The organism is Methylophilus sp. Leaf414, assembly GCF_001425425.1.
Lineage (GTDB): Bacteria > Pseudomonadota > Gammaproteobacteria > Burkholderiales > Methylophilaceae > Methylophilus.
The window spans coordinates 408,934-426,118 of record NZ_LMQQ01000002.1 but is presented as its reverse complement, the minus strand read 5'-3'; the positions used below and the strand labels follow the sequence as shown (position 1 = coordinate 426,118).

Annotated in this window: 12 protein-coding genes; 3 read left to right on the top strand and 9 right to left on the bottom strand. The window is 51.5% G+C overall.

Annotated features, from left to right (window positions below; all coding sequences use genetic code 11):
• Window positions 1–97 precede the first annotated feature (97 nt).
• The gene (gene sbmA, locus ASG24_RS06325; RefSeq protein ID WP_055868927.1) at window positions 98–1,324 is read right to left on the bottom strand and encodes a peptide antibiotic transporter SbmA; all 1,227 of its coding nucleotides are present in this window, start codon (window positions 1,322–1,324) and stop codon (window positions 98–100) included.
• Window positions 1,325–1,471: 147 nt separating this feature from the next.
• A complete protein-coding gene (locus ASG24_RS06320) occupies window positions 1,472–1,786 on the bottom strand; it encodes a hypothetical protein (protein WP_162241159.1) in 315 nt (104 codons plus the stop codon).
• A gap of 250 nt (window positions 1,787–2,036) precedes the next feature.
• Here ASG24_RS06320 and ASG24_RS06315 point away from each other — a divergent pair, with 250 nt between their 5' ends.
• Window positions 2,037–3,047, top strand: coding sequence for a serine protease (locus tag ASG24_RS06315; RefSeq protein ID WP_235562335.1), 1,011 nt, complete (start codon window positions 2,037–2,039; stop codon window positions 3,045–3,047).
• 85 nt (window positions 3,048–3,132) lie between these two features.
• Window positions 3,133–3,753, top strand: a complete 621-nt coding sequence (locus ASG24_RS06310; RefSeq protein WP_235562334.1) for an NTP transferase domain-containing protein — start codon at window positions 3,133–3,135, stop codon at window positions 3,751–3,753.
• Between the two features lie 25 nt (window positions 3,754–3,778).
• Here the strand turns inward: ASG24_RS06310 and ASG24_RS06305 are convergent, their stop codons facing one another.
• From ASG24_RS06305 to ASG24_RS06275, 7 genes are all read right to left on the bottom strand, one after another.
• A complete protein-coding gene (locus ASG24_RS06305; protein WP_055868924.1) occupies window positions 3,779–4,762 on the bottom strand; it encodes an XdhC family protein in 984 nt (327 codons plus the stop codon).
• Complete coding sequence (locus tag ASG24_RS06300) at window positions 4,762–6,924, bottom strand: xanthine dehydrogenase family protein molybdopterin-binding subunit (RefSeq protein ID WP_055868923.1); 2,163 nt, start codon at window positions 6,922–6,924, stop codon at window positions 4,762–4,764. The genes ASG24_RS06305 and ASG24_RS06300 overlap by 1 nt, the downstream gene beginning before the upstream one ends.
• An 11-nt stretch (window positions 6,925–6,935) precedes the next feature.
• Window positions 6,936–7,391: a (2Fe-2S)-binding protein gene (locus tag ASG24_RS06295; RefSeq protein ID WP_055830245.1), complete on the bottom strand. Its 456-nt coding sequence runs from the start codon at window positions 7,389–7,391 to the stop codon at window positions 6,936–6,938.
• A gap of 288 nt (window positions 7,392–7,679) precedes the next feature.
• Window positions 7,680–8,099 carry a DUF6691 family protein gene (locus ASG24_RS06290; RefSeq protein ID WP_055868922.1) on the bottom strand — a complete coding sequence of 140 codons (420 nt, stop codon included), beginning with the start codon at window positions 8,097–8,099 and terminating at the stop codon, window positions 7,680–7,682.
• A gap of 10 nt (window positions 8,100–8,109) precedes the next feature.
• A complete protein-coding gene (locus ASG24_RS06285) occupies window positions 8,110–8,532 on the bottom strand; it encodes a YeeE/YedE family protein (RefSeq protein ID WP_055868921.1) in 423 nt (140 codons plus the stop codon).
• A 57-nt stretch (window positions 8,533–8,589) separates the two neighbouring features.
• Entirely contained in the window at window positions 8,590–8,811 is a 222-nt protein-coding gene (locus tag ASG24_RS06280) for a hypothetical protein (RefSeq protein WP_055830251.1), read from the bottom strand.
• 220 nt (window positions 8,812–9,031) lie between these two features.
• A complete protein-coding gene (locus ASG24_RS06275) occupies window positions 9,032–10,615 on the bottom strand; it encodes a Na+/H+ antiporter (protein ID WP_055868920.1) in 1,584 nt (527 codons plus the stop codon).
• A 597-nt stretch (window positions 10,616–11,212) separates the two neighbouring features.
• Between ASG24_RS06275 and ASG24_RS06270 the strand changes: the two genes are divergently transcribed.
• The gene (locus tag ASG24_RS06270) at window positions 11,213–17,152 is read left to right on the top strand and encodes an alpha-2-macroglobulin (protein ID WP_055868919.1); all 5,940 of its coding nucleotides are present in this window, start codon (window positions 11,213–11,215) and stop codon (window positions 17,150–17,152) included.
• Window positions 17,153–17,185: the final 33 nt, after the last annotated feature.

Sequence of the window (17,185 nt, the reverse complement as noted above, 5' to 3'; positions counted from 1 at the left end):
TAGGCAGTAGTTCCGCTGGCACAGAGCTGCCCTGTGAAACCCCTTGCAATACTCCTGCCAGAATTGCGACATATTGCAGTGAACGCGGGTTTCTACATCATGAATTGGTCAGCTCAATCTCCGGCAATGCCTCATGCTTGATCGCCGCTTCAAACGCCGTCAACCGTTTATACACCGATAACAACTCAACAATCGTCGTCCACGAATTCACCAGATACTGGAAAGAATTACTGACTTGCGAAAACGCTGTCAGGATCTGCTGCAAAATACCAAATGTAATTTTGCCAGCCGCAATGGTCGGCACCAGAATCAGGTAAGCAAAAATATTATCCGCCTGCAGATATAAACTGCGGGCAACGTTAAAGTACATATAGTGGAAGTACAAACGGAAGTAGTTGTTACGCACATCCAGGAACAACGACTTCAATGTCTCTGGCTGTGCCCGCTCAGCGTTATCTTCACCATAGACCAACTCCTTACGGTAAGCCGCTTCTACCCGCTGATTCCTGAACTCCAGGCCCGGCAATTTAATCCCGACTGCCGCCAGCAGCAGCGTTCCGAATACTGACCAGGCAATTGCAGCGGTAAACAGCGGCGCAGGCACCGCCCCAAACACTGGCAACTCACTCACGTATGATGACAGGCTCCACAATACCGGCAGAAAAGCCACCAGCGTCATGATGGCCTCCACCATGGATACGCCCAGGCCTTCCATAATGGTGGCAAAACGCATGGTGTCTTCCTGCACACGTTGTGAAGCACCTTCAATTTTGCGCACTTGCGGCCATTGGCTTACGTAAAACTCATTCATCGCCGTACGCCAGCGGAAAATATAGTGGCTGACAAAGAAACGCGTAATGACATAAATAAAAATAGCGACGAACGCAATTTCGGCAAACTGCAACATCAGCGTATACAGTTCAGCGGTTGTGACTTTTGAATTCGGCGACAACGCAGCTTGCACGCCATCAAAGAACGGGCGGCGCCAGTTGTTGATCGCCACTGATACTTGCACTGAATAGTAGGTAGAAAACAGGATAAAAGCAGAACCAAGAATTGACCACCATTGCCAGCGGCTGGGTTTCAAAGTGAACCAGACCAAGGCAAAGATGGCAACACTTAGCGCGTAATAGACATAAAACAGCTTAAATGAATCGGTTACAAAGTGCCCAAGCCCAATCACCGGCTCTTTTTCAGTCATATCCAGGCCAACAGCGGTGCCAATCACGGTGGAAAACTCAAACCATACACCGCAGCAAATCACCGACCATAAAATGACAGAAGGCCAGAACCAGCGGGAATCAGGGAAAAAGGATTTGAACATGGTGTTTTCTTTATGGATTTTTTGCCAGTGTATTGCCTCTGACAGTTAGCCGCAAGAAGAATGACCTTCAAATGCTTTTATAACAAACACTGACAAGAAAAAAGCCTCGCAAGGAGGCTTTTGGAGGATCAATTTAATTCACTTTTGCTAGCTACGATATCCGCGGAAGCAACAATCAACCGGTGCTGATTTTGCCTTCACCAACTGTATGCGAGGTGTTTTTGCGTTCGCGTGCCGGGTATTGTGCATACGTTTTTTGACCACTGCAGGTTTTTTTTCAACCTGAGTGTCAATGGCTTCATTTTGGCTGGTATCGGCAACCTTCATCAAGCCATCGGCTTGTACTCTGCCAGTACGGCTAGGTTGATCGCCAATCACTTTTTGCGGTTTTTCATTTATTTCTGCCGGTGCGTGGCCTTCAAACGTCATCATGATCACGGCCAGAACGTTGGCAAAAATCATCTTCGGAACCATATAGGATTTTGAATTGTGCATCTTGAATAACTCTTATTTATTACTTGAAGTGAAATGGTAGAGTGGCATAGTTGTAGTCTTAAGAAGGATAAGTCCGATTTGCCTGTAAGAATTCCCTTACACTGCACTGAGAATCACAATTTAATACCCGCCAGCAAAACGTTTGCAAATTAAAGTAGTCATAGCAACACTTACAGGTAGCATTCATCGGATAACGGGGACTTGCATGAAACCAATCATGGCGCTTTTTTGTTTGACTATCGGCTTGAATATTAACTATGCGCAAGCCCAACCGGATATAGTGGATACGCTGGAGTTAGGACACTCCATCGTGATGGTGACTACCGATATGCCGGGTGGGTCTAATGGCCGTGGTTCAGGTGTGGTTGTCAGCCCTGAATATGTCGCCACCAATTGCCATGTGATTGCCAATAGCAATGGTGCCAATATCGCCAAATTTCGGGATGGTTACCAGCCAACCGGATTGAAAGCCAATTGGCGTCGTGATTTATGTCTGCTTAAATTTACTCCGCTCCCTTTCAAACCGGTGCCAATGCGCGAGAGCAAAACGCTTAAATATGAAGAAGAAGTATTTACCTTAAGTTTCCCCGCTGGTTCGCCGGTGCCGCAACCTTCTTACGGGACGATCAAAGGTATTTACCCTTATGATGGCAGCCAGATTGTGCGTTCGAGTGCCTCTTTTGCGATGGGCTCCAGCGGTGGTGCCCTGTTTGACCAGAATTTCAATTTAATCGGCCTGACCACTTTTAAAAGCCCTGGTCATCACGCCTTTTTCTATAGCTTACCGGTAGAGTGGATTAAAGAGTTGATGGAAACGCCTGATGTAATGTCATTGAAAACGATGGAAGTACCTTTCTGGGCATTGCCTATGGCAGAAAGGCCTTTTTTCATGCAAGTTGTGATTCCTTACCAGAATGAGGAATGGGCAAACTTAAAAACCATTGCCAGCCAGTGGACCATAAAAGAACCGGAATCGGCAGATGCCTGGTATTTTTTAGGATTGGCTGAAGAAGGGTTATTGGAGCTGGCACAAGCCGAAAAAGATTTCAAAAAAGCCTATGCCATCAATGCGCGCGACCTTGATGCCATGCTGGCATTGTCGCGAATTGCCTTTGTACAGAAAAACCTCAATGCGCTGGAATTATTGCAACCTGCCGTCTCGTCACTGGACCAGGCGCAGGGTGAGCTGATTGCACAGCAAATCACAAAGCTCAAACAAACCAATTAACAAGCACTTTCATTCTTACGCCATGTAAAACAGCATTCTTATCTAGTGGCTCCCATCAGATGGCCAACAATGGTAAGGTTTAATAATGGATAAGAAAGATACGACTGAAGCTGCCGTTCACTCCGGCATGGTGGGCATTTTGCTGGCAGCTGGTTTTTCGCGCCGGTTTGGTGAGCACGATAAATTACTGCATAAATTCAATAACGGACTAACAGTGGCTGAAGCTTCTGCACAGGCACTGCTGCAAGCGTTACCGCATTCGGTTGCAGTAGTGCGCGAGGAAAATCTGGCTTTGCAAAACATGTTGGCGGCACTTGGTTATCATGTAGCACCGAGCAAGCATCAAAATGCAGAAATGGCTGATAATCTTAAACTTGGGATACTCAGCGCAGACTCCAAATTCCCTCAGGCCTCGGGCTTTGTCATCGCACTGGCCGATATGCCTTTTATCCAGCCACACACCATCACAAAAATTGCGAATCAATTAGCGACAGCCGCCATTGTGCAGCCCGTTTTCAATGGTAAACCGGGACATCCGGTAGGTTTCTCGCCGCGGTTTAAGAATGAATTGCTGGCGATTCAAGGCGATCAGGGCGCGCGCGAAATCCTGCGTGCCCATCAAAATGAGATAGTTATACTGGCTTGTGACGATGAAGGCATTTTGCGCGACATAGATACCCTGGCTGATCTGACTGGTCAGGCTTGAATGATAAACCTTCAAGCGACTGAATTCAGGCAACCGCGCGACTAATATCTACAGCCTGAATACCTGCCTGCTGTACCTGCGAGCGTTCCTGGATCAACTCGGCCAAAATAGATACTGCGATTTCAGCGGGTGTACGACTGCCAATACGCAGACCAACCGGACCGTGCAGACGGTTGACTTCCTGCTCACTTAAATCAAACGTACGCAGACGCTGTTTACGTTTTTCCTGGTTTTTTACCGAGCCCAAAGCACCAATATAAAATGCTTCAGATTTGAGTGCCTCCAATAACGCCATATCGTCGAGTTTCGGGTCATGCGTTACCGCAACAATCGCTGTATGCGGGTCAGGGGTGATTTCCAGCACCACATCATCCGGCATTCCTGGCAACCAGTCAGCGCCTTCCACATGCCATTCGTCGCGCATTTCTTCACGCGGATCACAGATCATGACGTGAAAATCCAGCGCCTGTGCCATGGCGGCCAGTACCGAGCCAAGCTGGTTTGCACCAATAATCAGTAAGCGCCATTGCGGGCCAAAATAGCTATGGAACCAGTCATTTTCCAGGCGCGGTTGCCCTTCAGGCAATACGTATGCGTGGCGGATTTCGCCGGTTGGCAAATGGACAGAGCGTTTGAGCAATCGCCGTTGCGCCAGGCTTTCCAGCATAGGCGCTAATTGTGAGGCATCAGTAAGAGGTTCAGAAAAAATCTTGATCTGGCCGCCACAGGGAATACCGAACCGTTGCGCCTCGGCCTGATTAACGCCGTATTCCATGATCGCTGGCTGTACAGGTAGCTCTTGATGCTTGGCCTTATCGGCTAAATCGTCTTCGATACAACCGCCGGATACTGAACCGACCAAATGGCCGTCTTCACGCACTACCAGGATAGCGCCGGGCAACCTGGGGGCAGACCCCCAGGTTTGAATCACAGTGAACAAATGCGCACGATATCCCTGTTGCAACCAGTCACTGGCGCGTTGCAGCACTTCCTGATCAGAAGATTGCATTATGCTAACTGATCCCCAATTGGCAGGCGGCGTATGCGTTTGCCGGTTGCTGCAAACACGGCATTAGCCACCGCAGGCGCCAGTGGTGGCACGCCAGGCTCGCCTACGCCCCCCATTTTCTCGTTACTGTTCACGATATGCACTTCTACTCTGGGCATATCTTTCATGCGCAACACCTGATAATCATGGAAGTTGGATTGCGCCACATTGCCATCCTTGAAACTGATTTCGCTGGTCAAGGCCGCGCCCAGCGCATAGGCAACTGACGATTCCATCTGCGCTTGCACACCATCAGGATTGACTGCCAGGCCACAATCGATAGCCACTACGACGCGATGCACCTTGACTTCGCCTTCTTTAACGGAGACTTCCGCCACTTGTGCCACATAGCTGCCGAAGGATTCGTGCACAGCAATACCGCGGAATACGCCGGCAGGCAATGGCTTGCCCCAGCTGGCCTTATCCGCTGCCAGATTGAGGGCCGCCAGATGACGTGGATGATCTTTTAATAACTGACGACGATATGCAAGCGGATCCTGTTTAGCGGCGTGCGCCAGCTCGTCTATCAGGCTTTCCATCACGAAACCGGAATGGCTATGGCCGACCGAGCGCCACCACAATACCGGGATATCACTTTGTACGGAATGCAGGTGCACCTGATGATTGGCAGTGCCTTTCACATAAGGAGAATCGGCAACGCCTTCTACCGAAGTCGCATCAATACCATCCTTGATCATGACACCCTCAAACGGAGTGCCTTTGATAATGGATTGGCCCACCAGCGTGTGTTGCCATGACAATGGCTTGCCCTGTTTATCCAGCGCAATACTGGCGCGGTGCAGGAACATCGGGCGGTAAAAACCACCCTTGATATCATCTTCACGGCTCCACACGGTTTTCACCGGCATATTCGCTGCCTTGGCGACTTCCACGGCTTCAGAAACAAAGTCTGCACGCGGATTGGCCCGACGGCCAAAGCCGCCACCGAGGAATTGCGTGTGGATTTTCACCTGTTCAGGTTTCAGGCCCAGGATCTTGGCTGCTGAGGCCTGGTCAGTGGTTTGCATCTGCGTACCGGTCCAGATTTCGCAACCATCCCCTGAGATTTTCACTGCACAATTGAGTGGCTCCATAGGCGCATGCGAAAGGAACGGCAGCACGTATTCGGCGCTCACGGTTTGCGTAGCCTTTTTGCTGGCACTGGCAATATCCCCTGCCTTGGCCGCCTGTGTGCCAGGCTTCTGTGCCAATGCCTGATATTGCTTGAGCAATTGTGCAGTATCCGGCCGTTCGTGCGCAGCTTCATCCCACACCAGTTTCAGTGCCTCACGGCCCTGTTTGGCAGCCCAGTAGTTTTCAGCAATCACTGCAGCGCCTGTCGGCACTTGTACCACTTTAATGACACCAGGGATTTTGCGGGTAGCACTGTCATCATAAGATTTGAGTTTGGTGCCAAACACTGGCGCACGCGCGACCATGGCGATTTTCAAACCATCAAACTGCACATCCTGGCCGAACTTGGCGGTGCCGTTGATTTTGTCGGCGCTATCCAGACGCTTGGTTGGTTTGCCAATATATTTCCATTGCTCAGGCTGTTTCAGTGTGACATTTTTCGGTGTTTCCAGCTGGCTGGCAGTTTCTACCAATTGGCCATAGTTTAATTTCTGTGAGCCATTGATAACATAGCCATTTTCAGTGCGCAAACCTTCCACCGGCACCTTCCATTGTTTGGCTGCGGCTTGCAGCAACAATGCGCGGGTTAGCGCGCCTGCCTGGCGGTAACGCTCAAACTCTGACCAGGTGGTAGAAGATCCCCCGGTAATCTGTATGCCATACGCGGTATGCACATAAGAAGGCGCAGCTGGTGCATGCTCAACCTTGATTTTGCTCCAGTCAGCGTCGAGCTCATCGGCGATCAGCATAGGCAACGTGGTCCAGATGCCCTGCCCCATTTCACTGTGTGCAAGCATGACAGTAATACTATCGTCCTTGCCTATACGCAAAAAAGCATTCGGCGCCGGCAATGTCAGCGCCTCGGCGGCATTGGCCACACCCATAAAACGTTTCGCTTGCGGAATGCTGAAAGCCACCACCAGGCCACCCGCGACCAGGGCGGTATTTTTGATAAACCCACGGCGGGAGAGATTAATCATATCGTTCATGTGTTCTCTCCTTAAGCCAGTTTTTCGGCAGCTTCGTGAATCGCTGCACGGATACGTTGATAAGTACCGCAACGGCAGATATTGCCGCTCATGGCGGCATCAATATCGGCATCATTGGGTTTCGGGTTTTGCCTGAGCAATGAAGTAGCGGACATGATCTGGCCGGACTGACAATATCCGCATTGCACCACATCAATTTTCTGCCAGGCGGTCTGTACCGCCTTGCCCACTTTATCTTCCTGCATGGCTTCAATGGTAGTGATCTTTTTGCCAACAGCAGCGCTCACCGGTGTCACACATGAGCGGATAGCCTGCCCATCCAGGTGTACAGTACAGGCCCCACACATTGCCATACCGCAACCAAATTTGGTGCCGGTCAGCCCGGCGACATCGCGAATAGCCCACAAGATAGGCATATCATCGCTGACTTTTAATTCTGTTTCTTTGCCATTGATATTGAGTTTCATGAGGTAAGGTTCCTTGGTATCTGACTAAAGCCACAGATATGCGGCTGGTGCGCGAAACCCTGCGGTGGGGTCTCATCCTTATCAAAAACATCCTAACATACATGAGTGTATGTATGAATAGTTTAGCGATGACTTACTGGAAATTTAAAAGTGTTAAAAAAGTGCGCTTATTCTGGAATAAGGCGTCAGAGTGCTATGCGGTTTTAGCACTTTAGCTATCACGCCGATGCTATTTGGGTCACAGATGAATACTTAATCTACTGTGAAACACCGCTTTGATTTTTTGCTTTATAACCACTTCAATTTAGTCGCCAGTGTATACAGCCCCATCCCAGCCAGCATACTGGCGACAAAGATCCAGACCTGACTACCGCCGATCAGCAATGCGGCAACTGCGGGACCGGGGCAAAAACCGGCCAGGCCCCAGCCAATACCAAATAACACTGCGCCTATCACTAAAGGTTGATCAATATTAGTACGCTCAGGCAAATCGATAGAAAAGCCCAGCTCGCTCCACTTTCGCTGTTTGGCCTCGCGAAATGCAAAGAAGCCAATGGCAATCGCGCCTATCATGACAAACGCCAGTGAAGGATCCCAGTCACCGGCAACATCCAGGAAACCCAATACTTTAGCCGGGTTGGTCATGCCGCCTATGATCAGACCTAAGCCGAACACCAGTCCTGCTATTAATGCTATCAAGTTCGCCATGCAGGTTTCCTTACGAATTTAACAAGTGGCGGGTGACCCACACTACAACAATAGCCACCAGCATAAATGTGAGCGTGGCGACCAGTGATCGCAAAGACAATCGAGACAAGCCGCACACGCCATGACCGCTGGTGCAACCGGAACCCAGGCGCGTGCCGAATCCCACCAGCAGGCCGGACGCGATCAGTAAAGGCAAGCCAGCTTCAATCTGCATGGCCGGTAGTGGCGAGAATAGTTGGTAGAGTAACGGGGAAACCAGCAGGCCAATCACAAATGCCAGCCGCCAGCCACGGTCATCGGGCTTGCTTGACCAGAGTTGCCCGACAATACTGCTGATGCCGGCGACTTTACCCAGCCAGCGGATTAATAACAGGGTGGAAAAACCGATCAGCAAACCGCCGATCAGCGATTGCCAGGGGGTGAATGTGGTCATGGTGCGGACCTCAGTAATAAGTATTGTTGTTATTGGCTGTAATGCGGAAAGCCAGCACTAATCTTCTTCGTCCGTGGTATCCAGATTAGGCCTGAATTTACTGGTGTTGCATTCAAAACCGGCTTTCTCCAGCAACACGCGATATTCGCAATCTGGCAAATGGCCTTCCAGGCGACCGTTGATTTTGGTGGTCTCCTGTTTGCAAAATGCGCAGCGATAACGGTGTGCCTGACCTTCAAAATGCTCTTGCGGATAATCAATATAAAAAATCTTTTTCATCGCCGCCTCCTAACCTTATGTTTACTCTATGCTACGCCGGGTTTTGCTTGACGACAATACACAACACCTGCTGAAGAAGTTTATGGCAAGTACTGAGTAACGCCCTTATTTTAAGCACAGCTGAATTACCTTGTGCAATCAGTAGTTTACAGCTTCCACCCACAGCCCACCCTAAAAGTTATCCACAAAAAATGTGGATTCACGCCTGATTGCTCCAAACTTAGCCACGGGTATGCAAGGCTGCGATTTCCTGGATATCCAGGTCCCGCTCCATCAAATGCAGCAGTTCATCATGAATCTGGCCTGAGCGATGCAATTTGAGCAACTCTTCCCGCCCTGCCGCCACTGCCGCCAACACCACATTAAAATGCGCTTTACGCACATCTTCAGGTAGCGCATGCGAGTCTTTCAAGGTATGCGATAAATTGGCCCGGTAACCATATTGTTCAAGCAAGCGCGGATGAATTACTTTTCCGGATTCATCGTGTGCCAGCGCTTTCACCACCGCAAATTGCGCCGCTTCCAGCTTGGCCCAGGTTTGCGGCTCGTTTAAATAGACATGCTCATTGGACATGTGTTTAATATCCAGCACGCGAATCAGCCAGCCTATGGTGGTCCCCTGAAACAGCACCGTTACTAAAATAACGGCGAATGCAGAAAGCAGCATCAGGTCGCGGCCGGGAACTTGCGCGGGTACCGCCAACGCGGCCGCCAGCGTCACCACGCCACGCATGCCTGCCCAGCTTTTGACAAAAGATTCGCGCCAGTTGGCCTTCATATGCGGCTTGTGCGATTGCTGTTTAAATAACCTGGCAAGGCCATCCACGGCAAAGATCCAGACGAACCGCGACAGGAAGACCGCAGCCAACACCAGCAATACCTCAATACTGTAAGCACCCCAAGACTTCTCGGCATGCTCAATGCGCTCCCACACCCCGCGCAGGGAGAGTCCAATCAGGATAAACACCAGCGATTCCAGAATAAAAATCATAATCTCCCAGAAAGCACTGCCGCGCCTGCGGGCGGTCGCGGTCATGATTTCATGCTGATACCAGCCCAGTATCATGCCGTAAGTCACAGTGGCAATCACGCCGGAAACATCAAGGTATTCGCCAACCACGTAACAGATCCAGCCAGGCAACGCTGAAGCCAAAATCATGAGTGAAGTATCTTCCAGGTAACGCAGCAGTTTGTAGACCAGGTAACCAAACACCGCCCCCAGCACCACACCACCTACACTCAGCCATACAAATTCAACCAAGGCACTTTGCATGGAAAACACACCAGTCAGTATGACGGCGATGGAAAACTTGTATAGCACCAGGCCAGTGGCATCATTGAGCAGGCTTTCGCCTTCAAGCAAAACCAGCAATTTGCGAGGTAACGCAACCCGTTGCAACACGGCTTTAGCAGCAATCGCATCCGGTGGGGACACAATCGCCCCAAGGGCAAAACATGCGGCCCATGGCAGGCCAGGGTTTAATGCATGCAAGGCGAGGCCAACAACGAGCGTAGTGAATAGCACCGCCCCTATGGCGAGTAACAGGATGCCCGAGAGGTGACGGCGGAATTCATGCCAGACCGTGAAATAGGCACCCTCCATTAGCAATGGCGGTAGAAAGACTACCAGCACCAGGGCAGGATCAATCTCGAACGCAGGCAAGCCGGGCAAAAAGGCAATGACGGCGCCGCCGACTAGCTGGGCAACGGCGGGTGGTAGACGTAACTTTTTTGCCACCAGTTCGAGGCCGATAATGGCGACTAGAAAGAAGAGAATCAGGTTGAAATAGAATTCGTTGCTCATAATTTTTTCTATACTGGGAAACTGCTGTTAGCACAATGACACAGGATAGATATTACAGTTAAATTTAAGATTTTAGATTTCATTCAGTAGACGTATCAGACAAGGATGCAATAGGAATTTACACAGGAAGCTTTTTGCATTTGTGGCTGGCTTATGCAGAATTAAACGCGCCCTGCTGAATCCAGACCCGGTTAATTTCAGGTTGGTTGAAGTTAAAGAATGCAGCACTTGCTAGAAATTCTAATCGATATTTCTTTGGATGATTCAACCGTTCCTTTTCGCCCCTAGGGGCGAAATAAAATGGTTAATTCTCAAAGAAATACTTTTAAAACCAAACCAAGAAGTGCAGTACTTACTCTTCGATTGTAACCAAGCTAAGCATTAATTTTGCCTGAATTCCGGTCTTCGCCGGTATGACGAACCGCTGCAGATGATGATTTGTTAACAATAATGATTTGATATGGCAAGTGTCACCAAAGCTCGTTACACTTAAACCATCCAGTACATGGTGACGCCATCACTTCCGCCATGTCGCGAAACCAAGCGGGCTATACCTCAGCAAACCCGCCTGACATAAAAATATAGAAGAGGATTTTCATGAGCGCGTTGAAGATTGTATTGTTAAGCATACTATTGCTTTCAAATAAGGCTGGGGCCGAACCCGCACCCGCAACAGCCGCTGTCACGGTACAATCATTCTCGCCACAAGGTGAAATAAAAGCCGTACGCCAAGTGAGCGCACGCTTCTCAGAACCTATGGTGGCCTTTGGTGACCCCAGACTTGAATCGCCCTTTGACATCAGTTGCCCGGCACCCGGCAACGGCCACTGGGCCGATGCACGCAACTGGGTCTACGATTTTGACGATGACCTGCCCGCGGGACTGAAGTGTACTTTCACACCAAAATCCTCCAGCAAAAGCCTGAATGGCGTGGCGCTTGATCGTAAGTCGTTCAGCTTCAACACCGGCGGTCCGGCCATTCAGCTTTCCCATCCTTACGAAGGTAATGAGTCCATTGATGAAGAGCAGGTATTCCTGTTGGGGCTGGACGCGCCGGTCAATCTTGAATCAGTGAAACAGCACGCCGCTTGCAGTATTAATGGCGTGGGTGACCGTATTCCGTTAAGGATTATCGAAGGCAGCCAGCGCGAAAAAATCCTGGCCGAGCAGGCTAGCCGTGCCAGTAATTTTTTTCTGGTCATCACCAAAAAAGCTAAACAAGGCATCGTTGAAGTCAAAGATAACCGCTTGAAAAACGCAACTGTGGTCGTGGCCCAATGTGACCGCAAGTTACCGGCCGGCAGCAAGGTGACTTTATGGTGGGACAAAGGCATCACCTCAACCTCAGGCATTGCCACTTCACAGGCCCAGTCACTGCAATTTGCCGTGCGCGAGGCATTTAAAGTCAGTGTCAATTGCACGCGCACCAACCCGAAAGCGGGCTGCGTGCCGGTGCTGCCAATTACGGTGCAATTCAGCGCGCCGGTAGAACGCGATGTTGCCAGTAAGTTATTGCTTAAGACTGCCGATGGCAAGCAAATAGCACCGGTGATTGCCAAGAATGACACCGGTAAAACCGTGGAGTCGGTGTCTTTCCGCGCGCCATTTACCGAAAAAAGCAGCATCAGCCTGTCACTGCCTTATGGCTTCAAGGATGACGCTGATCGCTCACCCGTGAACAGTGCGTCTTTCCCGCTGAAACTGAATATTGATGAAGACCCGCCACTAATCAAATTCCCGTCGCGCTTTGGTATTCTCGAACAACATGCACAACCTGCCCTGCCCGTCAGCGTGCGGAATGTGGAGGCAACATTGACCGGCGTGCAAGTGCAACCTGGTGCATCCACGACCAGTAAAGGCGTCGTCGGCAGGCTGGCACTGGACGATGACGCCACGCTGGCCGAATGGTTTTTCCGTGTCACCCGCCACCCTTACGATAACAAGTTAGATCAACAGTTTTCGCGCGAGCATGACCGTTACCCACGCGAAGGCGAAATCCCGCTATTGATGGGGTCAGCCAGGGATTCACGTTTTAACACCAGCCCGCTGCAACTGCCGCGTGCGCATGGTGATAAAACTTTTGAGTTGATAGGCGTGCCACTGAAAAAGCCTGGTTTTTATGTAGTGGAATTCGCCAGTGACCGCCTGGGTGCTACCCTGCATGGCGAGCAAAAACCCTACTATGTATCTTCCAGTGCGCTAGTGACCAATATGGCAGTGCATCTGAAACAGGGCCGTGAATCTTCGCTGGTTTGGGTCACACGTTTGGATAATGCACAACCAGTCGCCAATGCTGCAGTTCGGGTTTCCACCTGTGAAGGTCGCACCTTGTGGGAAGGCAAAACAGATGGCAAGGGCATGGCTCATATTGAAGAAACGCTGCCTGACGGCTATTACAACCGCTGCTCGGGTTTGCTGGCAACAGCGCGCAAGGATGATGATATGTCCTTCGTGTTTTCATCCTGGGACGATGGCATCAGCCCCTGGCAATTCAACCTTGGCGGCGGCTCTTCCGGCACCCCGCTGATCGCACATACGGTATTTGACCGGCCGCTGTTCCGCGCCGGTGAAAAAGTGTCCATGAAACACTTCATCCGCGTACGTACCGCCAAAGGCTTTGATCTTGCAGACAACCAGCCAGATACTATTTCAGTCGTGCATGAGGGCAGCGGCGAGAAATACGATGTACCGGTGAAGTGGTCCAATGCTGCCGGCATCTCGACCTGGGAAATCCCTAAGGAAGCAAAGTTGGGTACTTACTCTGTGTCGCTAATGGCAGGGCAGTTCATGCTCACCTCGGGCGCGTTCCGCGTGGAGCAGTACCGGGTGCCGCTGATGAAAGCAGTGCTGAAACCGCCTGTGCAACCATTGATTAATGGCAATCAACTAGCGATTGATGCACAACTGAATTATTTGGCTGGTGGTGCCGCTGCCGGCGCGCCGGTCAAATTCCGCAGCCGACTGGTGCGCTACCCGTTGCAATACAGCCAGTTTGAAGATTTCAGTTTTGGCGGGCGCATTCCAAAAGAGGGCATAGAGGCTGTACAACCCTATTCCTATGATCCGGAAATGGAGGAAGGGGGTGAAATCGATGCAGATGATGAATCTACCCAGGTAAAAGGCTACCCGGCGAAAACAGTCAATCTGTCGCTGGATGGCAATGGCGGTGCCAGGGTCACGTTCGACAAATTACCCAGGGTGCAGGAATCGCATGCGCTTGAGGTGGAGATGGAATACACAGACCCTAACGGACAGATTTTGAATGCGGCCACCCAGGCCATCATCCTGCCTGCGGCATTATCGCTAGGCATGAAAATAGAAGGCTTTTTTGCCACCAATGAACGGCTGGCGTTCAAAGTACTGGCGCTGGATGCGGCCGGCAAACCTTGGGCAGGCCGCAAAGTGAATATCGAAGCATATACGCGTAAAACCTATGCCTACCGAAAACGCATGCTGGGCGGGTTTTATGCTTATGAACAAACCGCTGAAGTGAAGCAGGCAGGCAATGTTTGCAGTGGCAATACTGATAAACGCGGCATACTGGTTTGCGATGGTCCGGCACCGGAATCCGGCGAAATCATACTTGTCGCCACCGCCCAGGATAAACAGGGCAATATTGCCATCGCCAGCAATGAAGTGTACGTGGCAGACGACAATGCCTGGTTTGACGCCTCGCAAAGTGACCGCATAGACTTGCTGGCGGATAAGCGCGCCTATGAACCTGGTGAAACGGCCCGCTTTGAAGTGCGCATGCCCTTCCGCAAAGCGACTGCCCTGGTGACAGTCGAGCGCGAAGGCATCCTCGACTCTTTCGTAGTACCTGTCAGTGCCAGCTCCCCATTCATCAAGGTGCCGATTGCCAGCAATTACGGCCCGAACGCCTATGTATCGGTGATGGTGGTGCGTGGCCGCATAGACCCCGAAGTGTCAGGCCAGTTTTCATGGCTGAAACGCATGGTTTACCGCATAGGCATCTTCTTCGGTCTGGTCAAGAAAATGCCGGTTGAGGTAGATACGCGGCCCACTGCACTGGTCGATTTAACCAAGCCGGCATTCAAGCTGGGCATGACACAAATACGCGTCGGCTGGCAGGCCTATAGCCTTAAAGTCAACGTCGAAGCCGACCGCCAGGCTTACCATGTGCGCGATAAAGCACGCGTGAAACTGACGGTGACAGACCCATCCGGAAAACCTGCTGCCAATGCTGAAGTGGCATTGGCAGCAGTGGATGAAGGCCTGCTGCAACTGGCGAAACCGCAGTCGTGGAATGTGCTGGAGGCGATGATGGAGCGGCGGCCAATTGAAGTACGTACGTCTACCGCGCAATCACAGGTGATAGGCAAACGCCATTTTGGCAAAAAAGCCGTAGCACCTGGCGGCGGTGGTGGCCAGGGCGCCAATGCACGTGAGTTGTTTGATACCTTGCTGTTATGGAAACCCAGCCTGAAACTGGATAAGCATGGCCAGGCAGTGGTGGATGTGCCCTTGAATGACTCTTTAACCTCATTCCGGATTGCGGCGATTGCCCACGCCGGGGCGATGCGTTTTGGTACGGCATCGACACTGATCCGCAGCGGCCAGGAAGTGATGCTGTTCTCGGGCTTGCCGCCGTTTGTACGTGAAGGCGACCAGTTCAATGCCATGGTCACTGTGCGTAATGGTGCCGAGCGGCCATTGACCCTGGATGTGGCGGTAGCGGATGACATCAGCAAAACCCCGCACACCCAGCGCGTAACGCTGAAACAGGGCCTGGGCGCTACTTTATCTTTCCCGGCGACTGTTCCGTTAAATGCAACTCGTCTTAACTGGGCTATCAGTGCCAGGGAAGTGGTCACCGGCAACAATCAAAAACCCGCGCAAGACCTGCTGAAAATTTCACAGCAAGTCGGTGCCGCTTACCCGGTGCGGGTATACCAGCAAACCTTGCAGCAATTAAATTCAGGACAACAATCAAACCCAGAAGCGCAAACGGGTGCACCATGGACCTTCTCCGTCCAGCAACCGGCCGGTGCGATTGCAGGACGCGGCGGTATCGATGTCCAGCTGACGCGCTCACTGGCTGGCAACCAGGACGCACTACGCGAGTGGATGAGCAAATATCCATATGTTTGCCTGGAGCAACGCGCTTCTGTCGCGGTCACGCTGGAAAGCGAAGGCGGCTGGAACCAGGTGATGAACAGCCTGCCTGCGCACTTGGATCAGGATGGCCTCGCCAGGTATTTTGCCATCGACTGGTTGCAGGGTGACGATACGCTGACCAGCTACCTGCTGCGTATCGCTGATGAAGCGCATTACACGATTCCGGAGGGTCCGCGTGAGCGTATGTTGAAAGGCCTGGAAGACTTTGTCGCCGGCCGTATCCACCGCTATGGCAGCTTGCAAACAGCTGATTTAACGCTGCGTAAACTGGCCGCGATTGATGCACTGGCCAGGTATGAGCGCGCCCGCCCGGCCATGCTGGAACCACTGGAAATCAGTCCCAACCTGTGGCCAAGCTCGGGCGTGATTGACTGGCTATCCGTGTTGCAAAAGCTGCCAGAAATTCCCGAACATGACGAAAAACTGAAACAGGCACGCCAGGTCTTGCAATCGCGGCTGACATTCTCAGGCACCACCATGAATTTCTCTACCGAGAAACAGGATTACCTGTGGTGGCTAATGGTGTCGCCCGACCTGAATGCAGTACGTGCACTGCGCCTTCTGGCAGAAGACCCGGAGATGGAAGCGGCTGACATAGGCCGTCTGGCGCGTGGCGCACTATCGCGCCAGGTCAATGGCCACTGGAGCACTACTGTTGCCAATGCCTGGGGCGCGACCGCTTTGCGTAACTTCCAGGCACATTTTGAGAAAGCACCGGTAGCTGGCAGCACGCAAGTCAAACTGGGCGATCAAGCGCAGTCACTCAATTGGTCTGGCGCAAAAACGGCCTCAGAAGAAACCGGGCATCATGACCCGGTAAAAGGCACGCCTATGGGCGCCGGATTAGCCACGCATTTTGCCTGGCCAAAAAATGCCACACCACTGTCTATCCAGCACTTGGGCATTGGCAAACCATGGGCATTTGTGACTTCCAAAGCCGCATTGCCGCTGGATAAACCATTATTTGCCGGCTATAAACTCAAACGCACAGTGACTGCAATTGAACAAAAAAACGGTGGTCTGTGGCAACGCGGGGATACCTACCGCGTGCAACTGGAAATTGATGCGCAGACCGATATGACCTGGGTAGTGGTGAATGACCCGGTACCGGCGGGAGCGACTATTTTAGGTAGCGGCCTTGGCGGCGATTCCAGCCTCTTGGTAGCCGGGGAAAAGAAACAAGGCTGGCAACGTCCTGTGTTTGAAGAACGCGCATTTGATGGCTTCCGCGCTTATTATTCATATGTACCTAAAGGCAAATTCAGCATCGAATACACCGTGCGGTTGAACAACGCTGGCCGCTTTGCCATGCCAGCCAGCCGTGTAGAGGCCATGTATGCGCCGGAGATATTTGCCGAACTGCCTGTCGTTACCATAGAAGTAAAACCTGGCTCCTAATGAGCATGTAGGCAAAGGAGTCAAGCCCAGTTG